Source organism: Pseudomonas sp. 01L34, from assembly GCF_056400265.1.
The window spans coordinates 129,912-149,905 of record NZ_JBFTSX010000006.1; the positions used below are offsets into that span (position 1 = coordinate 129,912).

General features: G+C 59.7%; 22 protein-coding genes. 10 read left to right on the forward strand and 12 right to left on the reverse strand.

What is annotated here, in order from left to right; translation table 11 throughout:
• Positions 1-7: 7 nt before the first annotated feature.
• Both rimK and rimB read right to left on the reverse strand, forming a co-directional pair.
• Complete coding sequence (gene rimK, locus AC1DQM_RS19585; RefSeq protein ID WP_018929318.1) at positions 8-913, reverse strand: 30S ribosomal protein S6--L-glutamate ligase; 906 nt, start codon at positions 911-913, stop codon at positions 8-10.
• Positions 910-1,389: a retropepsin-like aspartic endopeptidase RimB gene (gene rimB, locus AC1DQM_RS19590; RefSeq protein WP_018929317.1), complete on the reverse strand. Its 480-nt coding sequence runs from the start codon at positions 1,387-1,389 to the stop codon at positions 910-912. Before rimB ends, rimK begins: the two co-directional genes overlap by 4 nt.
• Before the next feature lie 213 nt (positions 1,390-1,602).
• Between rimB and AC1DQM_RS19595 the strand changes: the two genes are divergently transcribed.
• The 3 genes from AC1DQM_RS19595 to AC1DQM_RS19605 all read left to right on the forward strand — a co-directional run bounded on the left by AC1DQM_RS19595 (position 1,603) and on the right by AC1DQM_RS19605 (position 4,875).
• The gene (locus tag AC1DQM_RS19595; protein ID WP_064615830.1) at positions 1,603-2,010 is read left to right on the forward strand and encodes an RNA-binding S4 domain-containing protein; all 408 of its coding nucleotides are present in this window, start codon (positions 1,603-1,605) and stop codon (positions 2,008-2,010) included.
• A gap of 241 nt (positions 2,011-2,251) precedes the next feature.
• Positions 2,252-3,154, forward strand: a complete 903-nt coding sequence (gene hslO, locus AC1DQM_RS19600) for an Hsp33 family molecular chaperone HslO (protein WP_018929315.1) — start codon at positions 2,252-2,254, stop codon at positions 3,152-3,154.
• A gap of 179 nt (positions 3,155-3,333) precedes the next feature.
• Positions 3,334-4,875 (forward strand): phosphoenolpyruvate carboxykinase, encoded by a 1,542-nt coding sequence (locus tag AC1DQM_RS19605; protein ID WP_018929314.1) that lies wholly within the window; start codon positions 3,334-3,336, stop codon positions 4,873-4,875.
• A 138-nt stretch (positions 4,876-5,013) separates the two neighbouring features.
• Here the strand turns inward: AC1DQM_RS19605 and AC1DQM_RS19610 are convergent, their stop codons facing one another.
• The 4 genes from AC1DQM_RS19610 to AC1DQM_RS19625 form a co-directional block, all read right to left on the reverse strand.
• A complete protein-coding gene (locus AC1DQM_RS19610; RefSeq protein ID WP_086944160.1) occupies positions 5,014-5,376 on the reverse strand; it encodes a DUF1493 family protein in 363 nt (120 codons plus the stop codon).
• Between the two features lie 80 nt (positions 5,377-5,456).
• Positions 5,457-5,636 carry a hypothetical protein gene (locus AC1DQM_RS19615; protein ID WP_477746836.1) on the reverse strand — a complete coding sequence of 60 codons (180 nt, stop codon included), beginning with the start codon at positions 5,634-5,636 and terminating at the stop codon, positions 5,457-5,459.
• 334 nt (positions 5,637-5,970) lie between these two features.
• Positions 5,971-6,126 (reverse strand): antitoxin PaaA2 family protein, encoded by a 156-nt coding sequence (locus AC1DQM_RS19620; RefSeq protein WP_168206150.1) that lies wholly within the window; start codon positions 6,124-6,126, stop codon positions 5,971-5,973.
• A gap of 93 nt (positions 6,127-6,219) precedes the next feature.
• Entirely contained in the window at positions 6,220-6,513 is a 294-nt protein-coding gene (locus tag AC1DQM_RS19625; RefSeq protein ID WP_018929310.1) for a hypothetical protein, read from the reverse strand.
• A 310-nt stretch (positions 6,514-6,823) separates the two neighbouring features.
• Here AC1DQM_RS19625 and AC1DQM_RS19630 point away from each other — a divergent pair, with 310 nt between their 5' ends.
• From AC1DQM_RS19630 to AC1DQM_RS19645, 4 genes are all read left to right on the forward strand, one after another.
• Positions 6,824-7,327, forward strand: coding sequence for a polysaccharide deacetylase (locus AC1DQM_RS19630; RefSeq protein ID WP_111453969.1), 504 nt, complete (start codon positions 6,824-6,826; stop codon positions 7,325-7,327).
• 420 nt (positions 7,328-7,747) lie between these two features.
• Positions 7,748-9,676: a RecQ family ATP-dependent DNA helicase gene (locus AC1DQM_RS19635; protein WP_477746718.1), complete on the forward strand. Its 1,929-nt coding sequence runs from the start codon at positions 7,748-7,750 to the stop codon at positions 9,674-9,676.
• Between the two features lie 123 nt (positions 9,677-9,799).
• On the forward strand, positions 9,800-11,026 hold the full coding sequence (locus AC1DQM_RS19640) for a 3-hydroxyacyl-CoA dehydrogenase (RefSeq protein WP_086944156.1): 1,227 nt from the start codon (positions 9,800-9,802) through the stop codon (positions 11,024-11,026).
• Positions 11,027-11,100: 74 nt separating this feature from the next.
• Positions 11,101-11,532 (forward strand): acyl-CoA thioesterase, encoded by a 432-nt coding sequence (locus AC1DQM_RS19645; RefSeq protein ID WP_018929305.1) that lies wholly within the window; start codon positions 11,101-11,103, stop codon positions 11,530-11,532.
• 68 nt (positions 11,533-11,600) lie between these two features.
• On the opposite strand, the gene AC1DQM_RS19650 is transcribed toward AC1DQM_RS19645, so the two are convergent.
• The 4 genes from AC1DQM_RS19650 to AC1DQM_RS19665 all read right to left on the reverse strand — a co-directional run bounded on the left by AC1DQM_RS19650 (position 11,601) and on the right by AC1DQM_RS19665 (position 16,511).
• Positions 11,601-12,095 carry a glycine zipper domain-containing protein gene (locus tag AC1DQM_RS19650; protein ID WP_477744111.1) on the reverse strand — a complete coding sequence of 165 codons (495 nt, stop codon included), beginning with the start codon at positions 12,093-12,095 and terminating at the stop codon, positions 11,601-11,603.
• Positions 12,096-12,344: 249 nt separating this feature from the next.
• Entirely contained in the window at positions 12,345-14,693 is a 2,349-nt protein-coding gene (locus AC1DQM_RS19655) for an FdhF/YdeP family oxidoreductase (protein ID WP_477746719.1), read from the reverse strand.
• The gene (gene fdhD, locus AC1DQM_RS19660; RefSeq protein WP_086944155.1) at positions 14,690-15,529 is read right to left on the reverse strand and encodes a formate dehydrogenase accessory sulfurtransferase FdhD; all 840 of its coding nucleotides are present in this window, start codon (positions 15,527-15,529) and stop codon (positions 14,690-14,692) included. The genes AC1DQM_RS19655 and fdhD overlap by 4 nt, the downstream gene beginning before the upstream one ends.
• A gap of 94 nt (positions 15,530-15,623) precedes the next feature.
• Positions 15,624-16,511: a LysR family transcriptional regulator gene (locus tag AC1DQM_RS19665; protein ID WP_064615851.1), complete on the reverse strand. Its 888-nt coding sequence runs from the start codon at positions 16,509-16,511 to the stop codon at positions 15,624-15,626.
• A gap of 137 nt (positions 16,512-16,648) precedes the next feature.
• Between AC1DQM_RS19665 and lysM the strand changes: the two genes are divergently transcribed.
• On the forward strand, positions 16,649-17,089 hold the full coding sequence (lysM, locus tag AC1DQM_RS19670; protein WP_064615853.1) for a peptidoglycan-binding protein LysM: 441 nt from the start codon (positions 16,649-16,651) through the stop codon (positions 17,087-17,089).
• A gap of 152 nt (positions 17,090-17,241) precedes the next feature.
• On the opposite strand, the gene yrfG is transcribed toward lysM, so the two are convergent.
• Positions 17,242-17,904 (reverse strand): GMP/IMP nucleotidase, encoded by a 663-nt coding sequence (gene yrfG, locus AC1DQM_RS19675; protein WP_007939517.1) that lies wholly within the window; start codon positions 17,902-17,904, stop codon positions 17,242-17,244.
• A 90-nt stretch (positions 17,905-17,994) separates the two neighbouring features.
• Between yrfG and nudE the strand changes: the two genes are divergently transcribed.
• Positions 17,995-18,561, forward strand: coding sequence for an ADP compounds hydrolase NudE (gene nudE, locus AC1DQM_RS19680; protein WP_018929298.1), 567 nt, complete (start codon positions 17,995-17,997; stop codon positions 18,559-18,561).
• Positions 18,558-19,391 carry a 3'(2'),5'-bisphosphate nucleotidase CysQ gene (cysQ, locus tag AC1DQM_RS19685; protein ID WP_477746720.1) on the forward strand — a complete coding sequence of 278 codons (834 nt, stop codon included), beginning with the start codon at positions 18,558-18,560 and terminating at the stop codon, positions 19,389-19,391. Before nudE ends, cysQ begins: the two co-directional genes overlap by 4 nt.
• A 109-nt stretch (positions 19,392-19,500) precedes the next feature.
• On the opposite strand, the gene AC1DQM_RS19690 is transcribed toward cysQ, so the two are convergent.
• Positions 19,501-19,956, reverse strand: a complete 456-nt coding sequence (locus AC1DQM_RS19690; protein ID WP_477746721.1) for a thioesterase domain-containing protein — start codon at positions 19,954-19,956, stop codon at positions 19,501-19,503.
• Positions 19,957-19,994: the final 38 nt, after the last annotated feature.

A 19,994-nucleotide genomic window follows, 5' to 3' on the forward strand; every position in this document is an offset into this window, starting at 1 on the left:
GTAAGCTTCACCCTTTACCTTTGGTCCGCGTCATATTTGGCCCGCCATTCTTCTCCAGATGCTCAATGATGATCCCCGCCACGTTCTTCCCGGTGGTGGTTTCAATCCCTTCCAGACCCGGCGACGAGTTCACTTCCATCACCAACGGGCCGTGATTGGAACGCAGGATATCCACACCCGCCACTGCCAAACCCATGACTTTCGCTGCACGCAACGCGGTCATGCGCTCTTCCGGGGTGATCTTGATCAGGCTCGCGCTACCGCCGCGATGCAGGTTGGAGCGAAACTCCCCCGGCTTGGCCTGGCGCTTCATCGCCGCGATCACCTTGTCACCGACCACGAAGCAGCGAATGTCCGCGCCGCCGGCTTCCTTGATGTACTCCTGAACCATGATGTTCTGCTTCAAGCCCATGAAGGCCTCGATCACCGACTCCGCCGCCGTCGCCGTTTCACACAGCACCACGCCGATGCCCTGGGTGCCTTCCAGCACTTTGATCACCAGCGGTGCGCCGTTGACCATCTCGATCAAGTCGGGAATGTCATCCGGGGAGTGCGCAAAACCGGTGACCGGCAAACCAATCCCCCGGCGCGACAGCAATTGCAGGGAACGCAGTTTGTCTCGGGAACGGGCGATGGCCACCGACTCGTTGAGCGGAAACACCCCCATCATTTCGAACTGGCGCAGCACCGCGCAGCCATAAAACGTGACCGATGCGCCGATCCGCGGGATCACCGCATCGAAACCCTCCAGCGGTTTGCCACGGTAGTGGATTTGCGGCTTGTGGCTGGCAATGTTCATGTAGGCGCGCAGGGTGTCGATCACCACCATTTCATGGCCACGCTCTACACCGGCTTCGACCAGACGACGGGTGGAATACAGACGCGGGTTCCGCGACAGCACAGCGATCTTCATGCAACACCTGTGGAGAGGGTAGATACCGGGAACACCGGCTTGTCTTGTACATATTTGATGCCCGGATTGACCACCAACTGGCCGTCGATCAGGGCTTTGGAACCGAGTAACAGGCGATAACGCATGGACTTGCGGCAGGCGAGGGTGAACTCGACCCGCCAGACCCGATCACCGAGGGCCAGGGTGGTGCTGACCACATAGCGCATCTGCGCGTGGCCGTTGGAGCTTTTAATGGTTTTCATCGTCACCAGCGGTGCTTCGCAGCGCCGGTGCCGCAATTGCACCACCGTGCCCAGGTGCGCGGTGAAGCGCACCCACTGTTCGCCGTCGCGCTCGAACGGCTCGATGTCGGTGGCATGCAGGCTGGAGGTACTGGCGCCGGTGTCGATTTTTGCCCGAAGGCCCGCGACTCCCAAATCCGGGAGCGCCACCCACTCGCGCAGACCGACAACGGTCAAATGGTCAAATGTCTTCAAAAGTGCTCAACCGGCAAAAACCGCTCAGGCCGTGTGCGGCCGAATTCGCGGTATTCACGCAGAATAATGGGTAAAAGGCGACAGATATCTACGGCCCGGATTTTCATCCCTCAAACAGGGGGGAATGCCTGCATTCTAATCCACAGCGTTGTGATTCATGGCACGACAGAAACGGTAGTACAGTTCATCGATATTTCAGAATGAGGACATCCAATGGCACAAAAAAGCGAAGAGGACGACAAGGTCCGTCTCGATAAATGGTTGTGGGCCGCGCGTTTTTATAAAACACGTGCCTTGGCCAAGGCCGCGATTGAAAGCGGCAAGGTGCATTGCCGGGGCGAGCGCTGCAAGCCAGGCAAGGAGCCGAGGATCGGCGACGAGTTTCAGATTCGCACCGGCTTCGAGGAGCGCACGGTGGTGGTCCAGGCGTTGTCGATCGTGCGCCGTGGCGCGCCGGAAGCCCAGGCCCTGTATGCCGAAACCGAAGCCAGCGTTGCCAAGCGCGAAGCGGCGGCGGCCATGCGCAAGGCCGGGGCGTTGGGCGTGAGCACCGACGGCAAACCGAGCAAGAAACAGCGCCGGGATTTGTTCAAGTTTCGCGGCAGCAGCAACGACGAGTAGTGACGGCCGTCGGGCGCAGACTTGTAATCGCCTGCCTGTGCAGCCATATGGGGGATATTCGCCAACGGCGCATTTCGCAGGTGAAAGCACCGCTCGTCGAAAACCGAGGTTTGACCTTGCTTGGAACAACCCCGAATTGTTCATAAAATGCCGCTATGGCTAAGCTCACCCCCAAAAGTGCTGCTACGGCGTGTTTCATTTTTTGTAACCTTTTTTGTCACCATTTCAGATACCCAGACCTATGACCGATCTACCGGATACCGACTACACCCAACGCTTCATCTTCGATGACAGCGACACCCGCGGCGAACTGGTGGCATTGGAGCGTAGCTATGCCGAAGTCCTCGCCAAACACACCTATCCGGAGCCGGTCGCGCAATTGCTGGGCGAGCTGATGGCGGCTGCAGCGTTGCTGGTAGGCACCTTGAAGTTCGATGGCTTGCTGATTCTTCAGGCCCGTTCCGAAGGCCCGGTGCCGATGCTGATGATCGAGTGCTCCAGCGAGCGCGAAATTCGCGGCCTGGCCCGCTACGACGCCGAGCAGATCGCGCCCGATGCGACGCTCGCCGACCTGATGCCCAATGGCGTGTTGGCGCTGACTGTCGACCCGACTCAAGGCCAGCGCTATCAGGGTATCGTCGATCTCGACGGTGAAACCCTGTCCGATTGCTTCACCAACTATTTCGTCATGTCGCAGCAGGTTGGCACCCGCTTCAAGCTGTACGCCGACGGCCGTCGTGCCCGTGGCCTGCTGTTGCAGCAATTGCCTGCCGACCGTCTGAAAGATGAAGAAGATCGCGCCGCCAGTTGGCAGCACATCACCGCCCTGGCCAGCACCCTGACCGCCGACGAATTGCTGAGCCTGGACAACGAAACCGTGCTCCATCGCCTCTACCACGAAGAGCAGGTGCGTCTGTTCGATGTGCAGAAACTGCGCTTCCATTGCAGTTGCTCCCGGGAACGCTCGGGCAATGCGCTGGTCAGTCTGGGACTGGAAGATGCGCAGCAGCTGGTCGTCGAGCATGGCGGCAGCATCGAGGTCGATTGCCAGTTTTGCAACGAGCGCTACCTGTTCGACGCGGCCGATATCACTCAATTATTCGCCGGAGCAGGGGTTGATACGCCGTCAGATACCCGTCACTAAAACGCTTCAGCGCAGGTAAATTCACTGCTTTGCGCCGGAATAACGCCGTTCTGACGGGAGGGCCCTACACTTTTTGGGCTTTTCTGGCATAATCCGGCCCACTTTTTTCGCGGTAGTAGTGCACGACTTTCTACTACAAAACGTTTGGAGCACTCGGCCACTGGCCGACGGGGAACCTCATGACGCAAGCCAATAACGCCGTGTACACCGATCTGAGTGTTGATGATCTGGTTAAACAAGCCCTGAATCGCGGTGAAGGCGAGCTTGCCGATACCGGCGCGCTGGTTGTTCGCACCGGTCACCGTACCGGCCGTTCGCCAGTCGATCGTTTCATCGTTGAAGAGCCGACTACTCAGGACGCCATTGCCTGGGGCCCGATCAACCGCAAGTTCCCGGCCGACAAGTTCGATGCACTGTGGGCTCGCGTCGAGGCGTTCAACAACGCGCAAGAGCATTTCGTTTCCCACGTGCACGTAGGTTCGGCTGAAGAGCACTACCTGGCCGTGAAAATGACTACCCAGACTGCCTGGCAGAACCTGTTCGGTCGTTGCCTGTTCATCAACCCGGCCCAGTACAACCCGGCCGGTCGTGAAGAGTGGCAAGTTCTGAACGTCGCCAACTTCGAGTGCGTGCCAGAGCGCGACGGCACCAACTCCGACGGCTGCGTGATCATCAACTTCGCCCAGAAGAAAGTGCTGCTTGCCGGCATGCGCTACGCCGGTGAGATGAAGAAAGCCATGTTCTCGGTGCAGAACTTCCTGCTGCCGGCCGCCGACGTGTTGCCAATGCACTGCGCCGCCAACATCGGCGAAGCGGGCGACGTGACCCTGTTCTTCGGTCTGTCCGGCACCGGCAAGACCACCTTGTCCGCCGACGAAAGCCGTTACCTGATCGGTGACGACGAACACGGCTGGGGCGAGGGCGTGGTGTTCAACATCGAAGGCGGTTGCTATGCCAAGTGCATCGACCTGTCCGAGAAGAACGAGCCGGTCATCTGGAAAGCCATCAAGCACGGCGCGGTCCTGGAAAACGTTGTTATCGACGACGCCAAGCACGCCGACTACACCGATGTCAGCCTGACCCAGAACAGCCGCGCCGCCTACCCGCTGGAGCACGTAGCCAAACGTTCCGAGAAGAACCTGGGCGGCGAGCCAAACGCAGTGATCTTCCTGACCTGTGACCTGACCGGCGTGCTGCCGCCAGTGTCGATCCTCAATGAAGAACAAGCGGCCTACCACTTCCTGTCCGGCTACACCGCACTGGTGGGCTCGACCGAAATGGGTTCCGGCAGCGGCATCAAGTCGACCTTCTCCACCTGCTTCGGCGCACCGTTCTTCCCGCGTCCGGCTGGCGAATACGCAGAACTGCTGATCAAGCGCATCCGCGGCTTCGGCTCCAAGGTCTACCTGGTCAACACCGGCTGGACCGGCGGCGGCTACGGCGTCGGCAAACGCTTCAACATCCCGACCACCCGCGGCGTGATCGCAGCTATCCAGAGCGGCGCGTTGATCGGTGCCGAGACTGAGCACCTGGACACCATCAACCTTGACGTGCCATTGGCTGTGCCGGGCGTTGAGACTGGCCTGCTGAACCCACGTAACACCTGGGCTGACAAGGCTGCTTACGATGAAGCTGCTAAAGCACTGGCCGGGTTGTTTGTTGAGAACTTCAAGAAGTTCGACGTGAGCGACGCGATCAAGGCTGCTGGGCCGAAGTTGTAAGAGTTGGTCTGATGCAATGAGAAAGCCGCCCTTTGGGGCGGCTTTTTTGTGAGCGCTGATTCAGTTCCCTTGAGGCAAAACTGGCAATATTCCCGCAGTAAACACGCTAAACAGCCAGAATAATTCCACTTCTGTTGATCAGATCCCCTCGACCCCTTCCACTTCCTGCGTATCCCACCGTTGTTTCTTGACTGCTTTGTAGAGCATCCCAATAGTCAGCGGCACTTTGTCGCCACGACCCTTCGCCCGGCGCTTGAGAAACACATCAAACCCTTCCGGTTGAAAATACCGATATGCGTCGTAGTCGACGAAATCGATGGCGAACTGTTCCTCCAGCGCTTCCATCAGCTGCCGCGCATCAGCGCCATCGCAACCCAGGTCAAAGTTGATCGAGGTGGTGAGACTGATGGTTTTGCGTTCGGGCAGGCCGAGTTCTTCGTGCAGCAGCTGCATGAGCAGATGCATGGCGTGGTCGTCGGGGAAGTTGGGGGCGAGGATCATTACGGGGCATCCGGTTGGGCTTTGGAGGATCTTATTGGGCGTCGGATTCGTGGGGAAGGGCGCAAGCCCGATGGCAGCGGTTAAAACGTAAAGGATTGCAGGGTTTTGAGGAGATCACTGGAGGCTCGGATGCGCTGGAGGGCGGCTTCGAGGATGTCTTGCGGGTTGGCCTCTGTGTCGATGATCAGGGGCGGGGTGTCGGTGAGGTTGGATTGGAGTGAAAGGTAACGATCGATGGAGAGCGGATTCCATGTCTTCATTGGTTTTAGCCTCAAATGCATCAGGAAGAACCGCCGTCACCGTGACCAAGCGATGGGAGGCGGACTGTGTTCGGGTTGGTCAACCGATGAGGCTCACATCCCGGCACGCCCGAGGGCGTCCCAAACACAGCCACCATATAGCGTGCAGGCACTTGAAGTGCCGGCAGCATACAACGGACGCGTAGATATGAGCCATTCGGGTGACCAAGCCCGAGTCGCTGATTTGGCAGCGACAGTCACGACTATAGGTTTGAGCCGCCGGGCAGCGATAGGCGACAAGGTGTCTTCGGTTGTAGGACCGGGACGAAGCGTTGATAGGGCGTTGCCTACGGACTTATCTCTTTTGCAGTTTGTCTCGTTTGATTGCCATCAGGTGTTTGACTTCTTCATCTGAAATGCTGGGGCGAGGGGCGTCGAGGCTGGTTTGTACTTGTGCTTTGAACCATGCGTCGTAGGCCGCTTTGTCGAGTCGTTGTTGAGTGTCGGGCATTTTGTTTTCGTCAGGTACACCGCGTTATCGATCATCGCGGGCAAGCCCGGCTCCCACAGGGATCTTCATTTAAGTTTGAATTTGTTTCAGCCATCAGACTGCCGTGGTTTTCGGCAGGCGTTGCCGGGCGATTTCGAGTAGTTCGTTGCCATCCTGGGTCAGCAGGTACAACGCGTTGACGATATTGGGTATGTCTTTCGCGTCGGCCTGTTTGAAGCACAGGCAATAGAGTGTTTCGAGCAGGTCGCCAGCGGCGCGGATGCGTTGTCGGGCGGCATCGAGGATTTCGTGGGGATCGGCCTCGGTGTCGATGACCAACACGGGGGTATTGCTGTAGCTGGTTTTGAGCGGGCGATAGCGGTCTGTTAACGAGTGGCGCGTGTTCATCGAAGTCAGTCCTGTGGGAAGTCGGGCAGTCTCGCCGGCGGGCCGACACAGTGTTTTCAGCCGCGTCGAAAACTATAGAGGGCCACAGCGAGGCGTCGCAAGGTGGTGCAAGTGGACAGGTTTTGTAGGGGGTTTACCGGTGTTATCGCCCTTTGCCTACGCATCCCTCGACTATTTTTTAAGCTTTTCCCTTGGTGGTCGATATTCCTACGGGATTGTCAGGCTTAACGCATCCAGCCTCTGGAGGGTGCGCGCCAGAATGTGTAGGACGTTTCGAAGCGTCTGAGTCGACTCTTAAAGGGAATTAGGTATGCAGTGGCTGCGTGTGGCCTCGATTTTATTGTTGTGGGCCGGTGTTTGTCGGGTAGCGGGTGCTGCTGACGTCGGTCATTCGCTCGTCCTGGCCAACATGGAGCGAACCGGTTGGCCGGGTGCGCTGACCACCCAAGCGGACATCGACACCGCATCTCGCGCCGAGGTGTTAATGGTGGGCAAGGCATTGCTGGCCAGCGAAGCGCTGGATGAGCAGGGGCTGAAACAGCGACTGGGCGTGCGGGCTGTGAAGCTCAAGTCGGTCAGGCAAGTGCGTGACGGGTTGTGGGATCGGTTGCTGATAACCTATCGCAGTGCCAGTCAGAACTGCGAGGACCAACTCTTCTGTCCTCGTGTGCGCAGGGTCGCCGATTTGCGTCAGCTGGCGGCGGCGTTTACGGGCGAAATAAGCCCGGCTTATGCGGCGTGGGCGAGCAAGAGCCGGGTATTTCATGAACAGGCGCTGGATGAGCAGTTGCGGGTGGCGGTATTGGTGCCGTAGCTACCCGAGGTCAGTCGATCGACGACTAAGTCTGTGAGGCACTGTCCAGGGTTGTGGGCGCAGCGTAGAGGGGGTCGTCAGGGAGCTTCATGCACCCGTTCAGCAGCAGGGATGCAAAGAAAAGGGCGACTGGAAAAAACAGAGTGTCAGGCATGATTGTTCCTTTGTGAGGATCCGCGTGCAGGCGTCCTGCCTTGATGAAAACTTCGCGGATAATGGTTTTTCTCGGGGCGCACCTTACCGGCTGACAGGGGGCTGATGTCAGGGGGCAAAGTGCCTCGTTTGTTTCAATCTGTGGCGAAGGAATCGATGGGCCGACGCTGTATCATCCCGTATCGTTTTTGCCCCCGACCTTTTCTCGACTCGCTGCGTTCGCCGGCTAGGCTTTGGGCTTCGCCGCGGTCAACGGAGTGACAGCTTATGCACAACACCCTGGAACAGGTTTTCGGTTATCCACAGTTTCGGCCCGGCCAGGAGGCGGCGGTCAGCGCGGTGTTGGCCGGGCGCTCGGCGGCGGCGATTTTCCCTACCGGATCGGGCAAATCCCTGTGCTATCAGTTACCGGCCATCCTGCTGCCGCACCTGACGCTGGTGGTCTCGCCTCTGCTGGCGTTGATGCAGGATCAGTTGGCGTTCTTGCAGCGCCACGGCATTGCGGCAGGCAGTATCGATTCGGCCCAGAGTCGCGATGACGCCAGCGATGTGATGGCCCGGGCAAAGTCCGGCGAATTGAAGATTCTGATGATTTCCGTGGAGCGCCTGAAGAACGAGCGTTTCCGCCATTTTCTGCAGCAGGTGCCGATCTCGCTGTTGGTGGTGGACGAGGCCCACTGCATCTCCGAGTGGGGTCACAACTTCCGCCCCGACTACCTCAAGCTGCCGGACTATCAGCGCCAGTTCAACATCCCTCAAGCGCTGTTGCTGACGGCCACCGCGACACCCAAGGTGATTGCCGACATGGAGGCCCGGTTCGCCATTGCGCCTGAGGATGTGGTGACCACCGGTTTCTACCGGCCCAATCTCAATCTGTTGGTGGAACCGGTGCGCGGCCAGGACAAGCGCCGCCGCCTGGTCGAGTGGATGACCCAGCGTCCCGGCCAGCCGAGCATCGTGTATGTCACCCTGCAGAAGACCGCTGAGCACATCGCCGAACACCTGGGGCGCAACGGTATACAGGCAGAGGCCTATCACGCCGGTTTACCCCACGAGCAACGGGAAGCGATTCAGCGCCGGTTCATGGGCGGGCAGTCCAATTGCATCGTCGCCACCATTGCCTTCGGCATGGGCATCGACAAAAGCGATATCCGCAACGTGGTGCATTTCGACCTGCCCAAATCCATCGAAAACTACAGCCAGGAAATCGGCCGCGCCGGGCGTGACGGGCAGCCGTCCGATTGCCTGGTGCTGGCCAACCGCGACAGCCTCAATGTGCTGGAGAATTTCGTCTACGGCGACACACCGGAGCGGGACGGCATTCGTTGTGTGCTCGACGAGTTGCAAGCCGCAGCGCCCGAGGGGCAGTGGGAGTTTCTGCTGGGGCCTTTGGCCGATCAGAGCAACATCCGCCAGTTGCCGCTCAAGACCTTGCTGGTACAGCTGGAGTTGCGTGGGCTGATCGCTCCACGCTATGCCTATTACGCCGAATACCGCTTCAAGTATTTGCAGGAGCCGGAAGCGTTGCTGGCCCGTTTCGAGGGTGAGCGCAGGGACTTCGTCTCGGCGATCATCCAGACTTCCAGTCGCGCACGGACCTGGGCCACGGTGAATTTCGACGCATTGTATCAGCAGCATTCCGCCGAGCGCAGTCGAGTGGTCAAGGCGCTGGATTACTTCCAGGAAAAGGGCTGGGTGGAGCTTGAAAGCAAGCAGATGACGGAGGTCTATAGCCTGCTGCAAGCCGACTTCGATTCCCAGGCCTTGAGCGCCGAATTGCACACCTACTTCACCCAGCACGAACGCACCGAGATTTCGCGGATTCACGCCATGCTGGATCTGTTCGCCACCGAGCACTGCCTGGGATATCGCCTGGCCGAGTACTTCGGCGATGAAAACGCGCCACGGCGATGCGGGCATTGTTCGGTGTGTCACGGCCACGTAGCGCGGTTACCCGAACCACCGGAATTGCCGGCGCTTGTGGATAAAAATTTCGAGGCGCTGTGCGGTGATTTTATCCACAGGCACCAGCAGCACACGGGAAGTGCTCCATCGGCGGAGCGCGTGACGCGGTTTCTGTGCGGGATCAGCGTGCCGTTGTTTACCAAGCTCAAGGCGCGGTCGATTCCGGGGTTTGCGGCGCTGGAGGAGTATCCGTATGGCGAGGTCCGGACGTGGGCTGAGGCGAACCTCTAACCTGCGGGATCGGGACGCATCCATCTGCTGAATGTCGCCCATCACAGGAATAAACTTTAAAAACACACATCGGCTGACTATGGTGAGGACTGTCTTTGGATCGCCAATAAGAGAACAACAACCATGAGCCAGACATCGTTCGATATTCAGCGCGCCGCCGTGATTGGTGCGGGCACCATGGGCCGTGGCATTGTCATGTGCCTGGCCAGCGCCGGGGTGCCGGTGCAGTGGGTCGATAACAATCCACAGATGCTTGAGCAGGCGCTGACCAGCGTGGCTGATACTTACGCCCACAACGTGCGTCAGGGGCGGATCGATCAGGCCGAGGCGGATGCGTGCGTTGCTCGGGTGACGGCGGCTGCCGATTACGCGGCGATCCGCGATGTTGATCTGGTGATCGAAGCGGTCTACGAAAACCTCGAGCTGAAGCAGAAAATCTTCCGCGAACTCGACGGCCTGCTCAAACCTGAAGCGATTCTGGCCAGCAATACCTCGGCGCTGGATATCGACGCCATCGCCGCCGCCACTCGCCGCCCGCAGCAGGTCCTGGGCCTGCACTTCTTCAGCCCGGCGCACATCATGAAATTGCTGGAGATCGTACGCGGCGCCCAGACCGCTCCGGCGGTGCTTGATGCAGCCCTGGCACTGGGCCAGCGCATGGGCAAGGTCAGCGTGGTCTCGGGCAACTGTCACGGTTTCATCGGCAACCGCATGCTGCATCCGTACGTGCTCGAAGCGCGCAAGATGCTGCTGGAGGGGGCGTTGCCTTATCAGGTGGATGCGGCGCTGCAAGGTTTTGGTTTCGCCATGGGGCCGTTCCGCATGTATGACGTGGTCGGCATTGACCTGGAGTGGCGCGCGCGGGAGCTGGCTGGCAAGGGCCAGGATGCGCCGGAGGTTCAGGTGGACAATCGTTTGTGCGAGCTCGGGCGTTTCGGTCAGAAGAGCGGCGACGGGTATTACCATTACGAGCCGGGCAGTCGTCAGGCTGAGCACGATGTGGAAGTCGATGCGCTGGTGCTGGAAATCAGCGAAGGGTTGGGGTTCCAGCGGCGTGAGATAGGGCCAGAGGAGATTCTTGAGCGCAGCTTGCTGGCACTGGTCAATGAAGGGGCGAAGATCCTTCAGGAAGGCATTGCGGCGTCGGCGCACGACATCGATCTGGTGTACCTCAACGGTTATGGTTTCCCGGCGGACAAGGGCGGGCCGATGGCCTGGGCGGATCAGCAAGGGCTGGACGATATTCATCTGCGGTTGTTGCAGCTTGAGACCAAACAGGGGGATCACTGGGCCCCGGCACGGTTGATTGGGGAGTTGGCGGCGCAGGGCAGAGGGTTTACCGACATGTGATTTAGGTAGTGCCTGTGACAGCGCCTTCGCAGTTTCACCTTAAACTGGCCATCCAACTCCAGGAACCGACGCTGATGTCCAACCCGATGCCCCATCGCACCGACTACCCCCATTTCCAGCCCATCACCACCCGCTGGCATGACAATGACGCCTACGGTCATGTCAATAACGTCACCTACTACAGTTTTTTCGATACGGCGGTGAACACCTACCTGATCGAAGTCGGCGGTCTGGATATCCATGACGGTGAGGTGGTGGGTTTTGTGGTGAGTTCGGCCTGCGATTACTTCGCGTCTATCGCCTTCCCGGATCGGATCGAGATTGGCCTGCGGGTCGGCAAGTTGGGCAGCAGTTCGGTGCAGTATGAGCTGGCGGTGTTCAAGGCTGGAGAAGATGAGGCCTGCGCGGCAGGGCGCTTCGTGCATGTATTCGTCGATCGGCTGTCGAATCAGCCGGTGGCGATTCCTGCCGGGTTGCGCGGGGCGTTGGAGCGACTGGCGATCTGAGGGCAAAAAAAATCGCAGCCCGAGGGCTGCGATTTTTCGATCTAACGGTCGACGAGGCGATTCAAGCCTCAGTCGTCATCGCGATAGCGATGGTGATGCTTGCGATGCCCGTACGCATGGCCGCGACCCGGGTGACCACGGTAGTAGCGACGATCATCATCGTCATAACCACGACGATAGGAACGACGATCATCGTCGTCATTGCTGCTGTTGCCCATATGGTTACCCAGGGCGCCACCGAGGCCGCCGCCTGCTGCGGAACCGATCAGGCTACCGGTGGTGCCGCCCATGCTGCGGCCGACCACGTTACCGCCAGCTGCGCCCAACGCACCGCCAATGGCGGCTTCGCCACGGCTGCGTCTGTCTGCGCCAACTGCGCTACCACCCGCGCCGCCCAGGGCCGCGCCAATGGTTGAACCTGTACTGCCGCCTAGTGATTGACCGACGACCGAGCCAAGAACCCCGCCCAATGCGCCGCCCACACCTGCTTCGGTGGTGCCGCCAGCAGACGCGAAGCCACTGACCAGGCCAAGGGACAACAAGAGAATCGAGGAGAACTTCATAGAGGAACCTCAAGGGGATGACGGCGCGATCCTGAGGCTGTGTCATGGTTGTGACAATAGAAATCCGACGAATAACACGACTTGAGCACATTTCTATAAGTTGCTGTTTTTTGGGCGGAACTTAAGTGTTTTTCGCCAGTCTTTAGCTACTTCTCAAAGGCCGTTTTCATATGAAAACGGCCTTTTTTGTGGGCGATTGGAAAGTACGGATCGGAAGAGTTTGTTGAGTGGGCTACCGCCATCGCTGCGTCAAGCTGACTTGGCCATGATCAACCCAGTCTCACTCGCCGCTTCCAGCCGGATCGCCACAAATTTCGACGTCGGCGTATGGCTGCCATCCCCGGTGCTTTCCAACGGCACCAGCGGGTTCACTTCCGGATAGTATGCAGCCGCCTGCCCGGCAGGAATATCAAACGCCAGCAGGGTAAAACCCTTGACCCGCCGCTCACGGCCATCATCCCAGATCGATACGATGTCAGCCTTTTGCCCCGGTTTGAAGCCCAGGCGAATGATGTCGGCTTCATTGACGAACAACACATCCCGCTGACCTTTCACCCCGCGATAACGATCATCAAGACCATAAATGGTGGTGTTGTACTGATCGTGGGAGCGCATCGACTGCATGATCAGGTCCGGCAGTACGCCGGTGGCGCGGGTGCGTTCGTGCACCAGGTCTTTGGGCAGGATGTTCGGACGGAAATTGGCCCGACCCGATGGGGTATTCCAGCGACGTGCGCCGGCACTGCTGCCCAGGTAGAAACCGCCGGGGTTCTGGACTTTCTCGTTGAAGTCCCGAAAGCCCGGGATGGTGTCGGCGATCAGGTCGCGGATGCGGCTGTAATCAGCCACCAGCCAGTTCCAGTCCACCGGTTTGCTGCCCAGGGTCGCGGCGGCGATACCAGCGATGATTGCAGGCTCCGAGCGCATCAGGTTCGACAACGGTTGCAACTGACCGTTGGAGGCGTGGACCATGCTGAAGGAGTCTTCCACGGTCACCGCTTGGGCGCCTTCGGTCTGGATATCGATATCGGTGCGGCCCAGGCACGGCAGGATCAGCGCGTCTTTACCGTGGATCAAATGGCTGCGGTTGAGCTTGGTGCTGATCTGCACGGTCAGGTCGCAGTTGCTCAGGGCCTGGAAGGTCCGTGGGCTGTCCGGGGTGGCTTGGGCGAAGTTGCCGCCCAGGCCGATGAAAACTTTCGAACGGCCTTCGGCCATGGCGTGAATCGCCTCGACCACGTTGTGGCCGTTTTCGCGCGGGACCTTGAACTGGAAGCGCCGCTCCAGAGAGTCGAGGAGCGCCGCCGGCGGACGTTCGTTGATGCCCATTGTCCGGTCGCCCTGCACGTTACTGTGGCCGCGCACCGGGCACAGACCGGCCCCCGGCCGGCCGATGTTGCCGCGCAGCAGCATCAGGTTGGCGATTTCCTGGATGGTCGCCACCGAATGGCGATGCTGGGTGATGCCCATCGCCCAGCACATGATCACGTTCTTGCCTTTGGCGTACATGCGCGCCGCTTGCTCGATTTCCACCAGGGGCAGGCCGGATTGCTCGACGATCTGCTCCCACGGGGTGTCGTCGACGATGCCGAGGTATTCCAGAACATTGACGCTGTGTTCATTGAGGAAGTCGTGGTCGAACACCGCAGGCTCACCCGCCTTCTGCGCATGGCGCTCCCATTGCAGCAGGAACTTGGCCATGCCGCGCATGATCGCCATGTCGCCGCCCAATGCCGGACGGAAGTACGCGGTGTTGGTCGGTTTGTCGCCGTTGGTGAGCATTTCGATCGGGTGTTGCGGGTGCTGGAAGCGTTCCAGGCCGCGCTCTTTCAGCGGGTTGATGCACACCACCTGCGCACCGCGTTTCACCGCTTCGCGCAGTGGCTCGAGCATCCGCGGGTGGTTGGTGCCAGGGTTCTGGCCCCAGACGAAAATCGCATCGGCGTGTTCGAAGTCGTCGAAGGTCACCGTGCCTTTGCCGACGCCAACGCTCTGCGCCAACGCAACACCACTGGCTTCATGGCACATGTTCGAGCAGTCGGGGAAATTGTTGGTGCCATAGGCGCGCACGAACAATTGATAGAGGAACGCCGCTTCGTTGCTGGCACGGCCCGAGGTGTAGAACTCGGCCTGATTCGGGCTCGACAGCCCTTGCAGGTGTTTGCCGATCAGGGCGAATGCGGCTTCCCAGCTGATCGGTTTGTAACGATCGGTTTCGGCGTCGTAGCTCAGCGGCTCGGTCAGACGGCCCTGGTACTCGAGCCAATAATCACTTTGTTCCAGCAACGAGCTAACGCTGTGCTTGGCGAAAAACGCGCCATCGACACGCCGTTTGGTCGCTTCCCAGTTCACTGCTTTGGCGCCGTTCTCGCAGAACATCACCATGCCGCCTTCCTGGGAATCGCCCCAGGCGCAACCGGGGCAATCGAACCCGCCGTTCTTGTTGGTCTTGAGCATCATGCGCAGATTTTTCAACGCGTTGTCGCTGGTCAGCCAGGCCCGGGCGACGCTGGCCAGCGCGCCCCAGCCACCGGCCGCACCCTTATAGGGCTTGTAACGTGGAACAGGTTTCTGGTCGGCTTGTTGGTGTTGACTCACGCTTGATTCTCCAACGCAGGGCTGTAGACCCTTGGTGCACTTTTTTGAGGTAGGTGGATGAGATTGAGGTTGTGTCGACGGGCCCATTGCACGGCCAGGCCCGTGGGCGATGACAGGCTGACCAGGGTCTGGATGCCGGCGCGTAAAACTTTCTGGATCAATTCGAGGCTGCAACGGCTGGTGACAATCGCCAGACCATCGGTGGTCGGGATTTTCTGGCGGATCAACCCGCCAATCAGCTTGTCGAGGGCGTTGTGTCGGCCGATGTCTTCACGGCCCAGCAGCAATTCGCCTTTGCCATTCATGAACACCGCCGCGTGCACCGCGCCGCAATGCTGGCCCAGAGGCTGGAATTCGCCGATGCGATGGCGCAGACCGTCCAGCCATTCGGCCGGGGGCAGCGGGGCGCCGGGCAACACCTTGAGATCAGGCAGCGCTTGCTCCACCGCTTCCACGCCACAGAGCCCGCAACCGCTGGTTCCAGCCAGTTGGCGGCGCTGCTGCTTGAGGTTCCAGAAGGCGCGGTTGGCGATGGTCACTTGCGCGTATTGCGCCGAACCCGAGCCGCTGAGTTGCAGGTCATAGATGTCTGAAGCGTCGTCGATGATGCCGCTGCCGAGGCTGAAGCCGACGATGAAGTCTTCAAGGTCCGTCGGCGTCACCAACATGACGGCCTGGCTGATGCCGTTGTAGGCGATCGCCAACGCGACTTCCTCAGCCAGCGCGGTGCTGGATGATTCGGAGTATTCGAGGTTGCAGTAACTGTATGTCTGGCTTGCGGCGGGCGCGGGCGTTTCGAGAGCGGGCGCCGCGCAGCCGGGGCGCTTGGCGTTCATTAGGCATCACCGACGGTTTGGTCAGCTTTAAGCCTAGGCGCGTCAACATGTCGCGTCTAATCGCTATTACTGATCTACCGATAGATGGCGTCGATCAAGAGTCTGTCAGTGATTTCTGATAGATCGCAAAACAGGCTTCTGCCAAGGCCGAACGCGGAGCGCTGCGACGCATGATCAGCCCCAGCCGGGCGAGGGTCTGGGCGCTTTCGATGGGTTGCAGGCGCAAGTGATCGGTGAGGTTTTCGAGGCCGCTGTTCAGCGGCATCACCGCGCAGCACAGGCCACCGTGTACCGCTTGTAACAATTGGTGGACTGCATCGGTTTGCAGCAACGGTTGTGGGGTCAGGCCACGGCTGTGGAAGTTATGGTCGATGGACTGGCGAAAGTGCATGCCGCTGGTGAGCATGCCCATGGGCAGTTCGATCAGCGACTCCCAGCTCAGCGGCACCTCGCCGAAACTGAAGAAGCGTTGATCGTAGAGCAGGCCCATGCGGGTTTCGCTGAACGCCAGGGAGTCGAAGCGCTCGCCGTCCAGATGCTCCAGGTACGATACGCCGAGGTCGAGACGGTTATTCGCCAGTTGTTCAAGGATCTGTTCGGAACTCAGGGCCGAGAGTTCGAACCGCAGGTTCGGGTGTGCGGCATGCAGGCGTTGCATCAGCGGCACCGGGTCGAAACTCGACAGCGGCACCACCCCCAGACGCAACGTACCCACGAGGTTGCCGCGACAGGCCGCCGCTTCGGCCTGCAAACCGTCGTAGGCCGCCAGCACCGTACGCGCCCATGCCAGCACGCGCTCACCCGGCGCCGTGAAACCTTCGAAGCGTTGGCCGCGATTGACCAGCGGCAGCTCGAGTTCTTCCTCAAGGCTGCGCAGGCGCATGGACAAGGTCGGCTGAGTGATGTGACAGCGCGCGGCGGCCTGGCCGAAGTGTCGGGTTTCGTCGAGAGCGATGAGGAATTTCAGCTGCTTGATGTCCATCTTCGCTCCAGGGCGCCGGCAAGGTTTGCGATTCTACCGCCTGCGCGGGGTTGGGTCATTGGTCGGCTGGGAGCCGGTCTTCAAATGGCTGGTCTAGTCTTGGGCATCTGGAACCTGAATCCCAAGGAGAGTGCACCATGAGTATTTTTAGCTTTGTGAAAGAAGCAGGTGAAAAACTTATCGATCTGCTGACCCCCGGCAATGCCAACGCCAGCGAGCAGTTGAAGGAACACATCAGCAAGGTCGGCCTGGGTAATCCAAATGTTCAGGCGACCATCGAGGGCGACAAAGTCATCGTCACCGGTGACGTGGCGAGCCAGGAAGAGAAGGAAAAGATTCTGCTGGCCGTGGGCAATATTGCCGGTGTCGGTAGTGTCGATGACCAGATCACCGTAACGGGGCCGGTTGCCAAGGCAGCGCAGTTCGTCACCGTTAAAAAGGGCGACACCCTCAGCGCGATTTCCAAGGCGGCATACGGCGACGCGAACAAGTACAACAAAATCTTTGAAGCCAACAAACCAATGCTTTCGCACCCGGACAAGATCTATCCGGGGCAGGTGTTGCGGATTCCTGAATAATACAAAACCTGTGGCGAGGGAGCTTGCTCCCGCTCGGCTGCGCAGCAGTCGCAATCTGGCCAATGCACCTTTCTGAAGGAGCTCAGCCAGATTGGGAGCGCTTCGCACTCCAGCGGGAGCAAGCTCCCTCGCCACAACGACCGCGTCAGACTCTAAAGCCCTGCGATGAGCTCCCGATAATCCCCCACCGCCGCAAACTCTGCCGTGTCCTTCGGCCCTTTGCGGCTGTCCGGCTCGCTCACGGCCAGCAGGTGCGCCACCCCGAAATTGCGTGCGCTGCGCAGGATCGGCAGGGTGTCGTCGATGAACAGACAGCGTGCCGGGTCGAAGCCGATATCGGCCTGCAAGGCATCCCAGAACTGCGGGTCTTCTTTGGCGAAACCGTAATCGTGAGAGCTGATCAAGCGCTCGAAATACGGCGCCAGTTCAATTCTTTCCAGTTTCAATGACAACGAGTCGCGGTGGGCGTTGGTGATCAGTACCACGCGCTTGCCGGCCTGTTTGATCGCGGCCAGAAAAGTATCCGCATCCGGACGCAAGGCGATCAGGTGCGCGGTTTCCAGTTTCAGTTCGCGCACCGACAACTTCAGTTCGGCGCTCCAGAAGTCCAGGCAATACCACTGCAACTGACCGGCATGGCGCTCGAACAGTGGCTGCAATTCCAGCTCCGCCATGGCCAGGCTCACCCCGTGCAACTCGGCATAACGCTTTGGCAGGTGTTCCAGCCAGAAATGGTTGTCGTAGTGCAGGTCCAGCAGCGTGCCGTCCATATCCAGCAGAACGGTATCGATGTCGCGCCAGGGCAGCAGGGACATAAAAAACTTCTCCAGCGGTAAAAAAGATATCCGAGGTAAACAATCAGGATAGGCCGGGTATAGTAACGCGTTCACGCCAAGGAGCTTCTCATGCGCCAGAAACCCACCATACTCGCCCGCGAGATCGTCGCCACCAGCCGATTATTCTGTGTCGAAGAGCTGAAACTGCGCTTTTCCAATGGCGTGGAACGCACTTACGAGCGATTGGTCGGTAAAGGCGCTGGTTATGGTGCGGTGATGATCGTGGCGATGCTCGACGCGGACCACGCCGTGTTGGTGGAGGAATACTGCGGTGGCACCGATGCCTACGAATTGTCCCTGCCCAAAGGCTTGATCGAGCCGGGCGAAGACGTGCTGGCGGCGGCCGAGCGGGAGCTCAAGGAAGAGGCCGGGTATGGCGCGCGGCAACTGGAGCACCTGACCGAGTTGTCGTTGTCACCTGGCTACATGAGCCAGAAAATCCAGGTGGTGCTGGCCACCGATTTGTACGAAGAACGCCTGGAGGGTGACGAGCCCGAGCCGATGGGGATGGACAAGATCAACCTGCGGGAATTGTCGGCGTTGGCGCAGAACCCGCGATTCACCGAGGGCCGTGCCTTGGCGGCGCTGTATCTGGCCCGTGATCTGTTGACTCAGCGTGGGGTGTTCCTGCCATGAAGTTGAATTTTCCCCATCCGTTGATGGCACCGGTGGTAGAACTGGCATTGAAGGCTGGCGAGGCGATCCTGCCGTTCTGGCGCGTCAACGTTGCTGTGACGGCAAAGTCCGATGATTCCCCGGTCACAGCTGCCGACATGGCCGCTCACCATGTGATTCTGGCCGGGTTGACGGCGCTGGACCCGACTATTCCGGTGCTGTCCGAAGAGGATGCCAACATCCCCCAGAGCGTGCGTGCCGGCTGGCAGCGTTGGTGGTTGGTCGACCCTCTGGACGGCACTAAGGAGTTCATCTCCGGCAGCGAAGAATTCACCGTCAATATCGCGTTGATCGAGCAGGGGCGTGTGGTGTTCGGCGTGGTGTCGATGCCGACCAGCGGGCGTTTTTATGTTGGCGGTGCCGGGTTGGGAGCCTGGCGTGGCGATAAAGGCGCCGAGTCATTGCCGATCCAGGTTCGCGAGGTGCCGGCGGCGGGTGAAGCCTTCACGGTGGTCGCCAGTCGTCGGCATTCAAGCCCTGAACAGGAGCGCTTACTGGCGGGGTTGAGTGACAGTCTGGGCGAGCTGCAACTGGCGAATATCGGCAGCTCACTGAAGTTTTGCCTGCTGGCGGAAGGGGCGGCGGATTGTTATCCGCGATTGGCGCCGACTTCGCAGTGGGACACGGCCGCGGCTCAAGGTGTGCTGGAAGGCGCCGGCGGTGAGGTGCTGGATTTGAGCGGCGCGCCGTTCTGTTATCCGGCGCGGGAATCGTTGCTGAATGAGTTCTTCCTGGCGCTGCCGGCTAAAGCGGCTTGGCGGGAGAAACTATTGGCGCTCGCTCGGGCGTAAAGATCAAGAGATCGCAGCCTCGTTTCACTCGACAGCTCCTACAGGGTGCAGATCACTCTGTAGGAGCTGTCGAGTGCAACGAGGCTGCGATCTTTTAAGATCGTTTGCTTTACCGGTGAAGGACGTATTGCCCGGTAAACCTCACCGCATCCTCTTCACTCCCGGCATTCACGATCCGCGAATGCAGCGTCAACCGCGCCCGCCCATAGCGTCGATACATCGCCAGGAACTTCCTCCACACTGCCGGGTTCGGTGCCTGACAGATCGCCGTCGCGTCCATGGTGACCGGCAGCGGGTAGTTGATCTGCCCTTCCTGAATCACGATGTGCCCGTCTTCGATACCTTCTTCACGTAAACGCAAATGCAGCCAGCCCCAGCCGACCAGCACCGCGCCGCAATACAGGCTGCCACCGAACATGGTGCTCTTGTGATTGACGTTGGGCTCCAGCGGCAGATGCAGGCGCAGTTGTTGGTCATGCCAGTCGAGCACTTTGAGGCCCATGTCCCGCGTGAGGGGGATGTCGCGATAGAGGATCGATTCCAGGTGACGACTGTCGCGGTTCATTCGCGGGCCTTTTGTTTGATGAGGATGATTTTACGGTA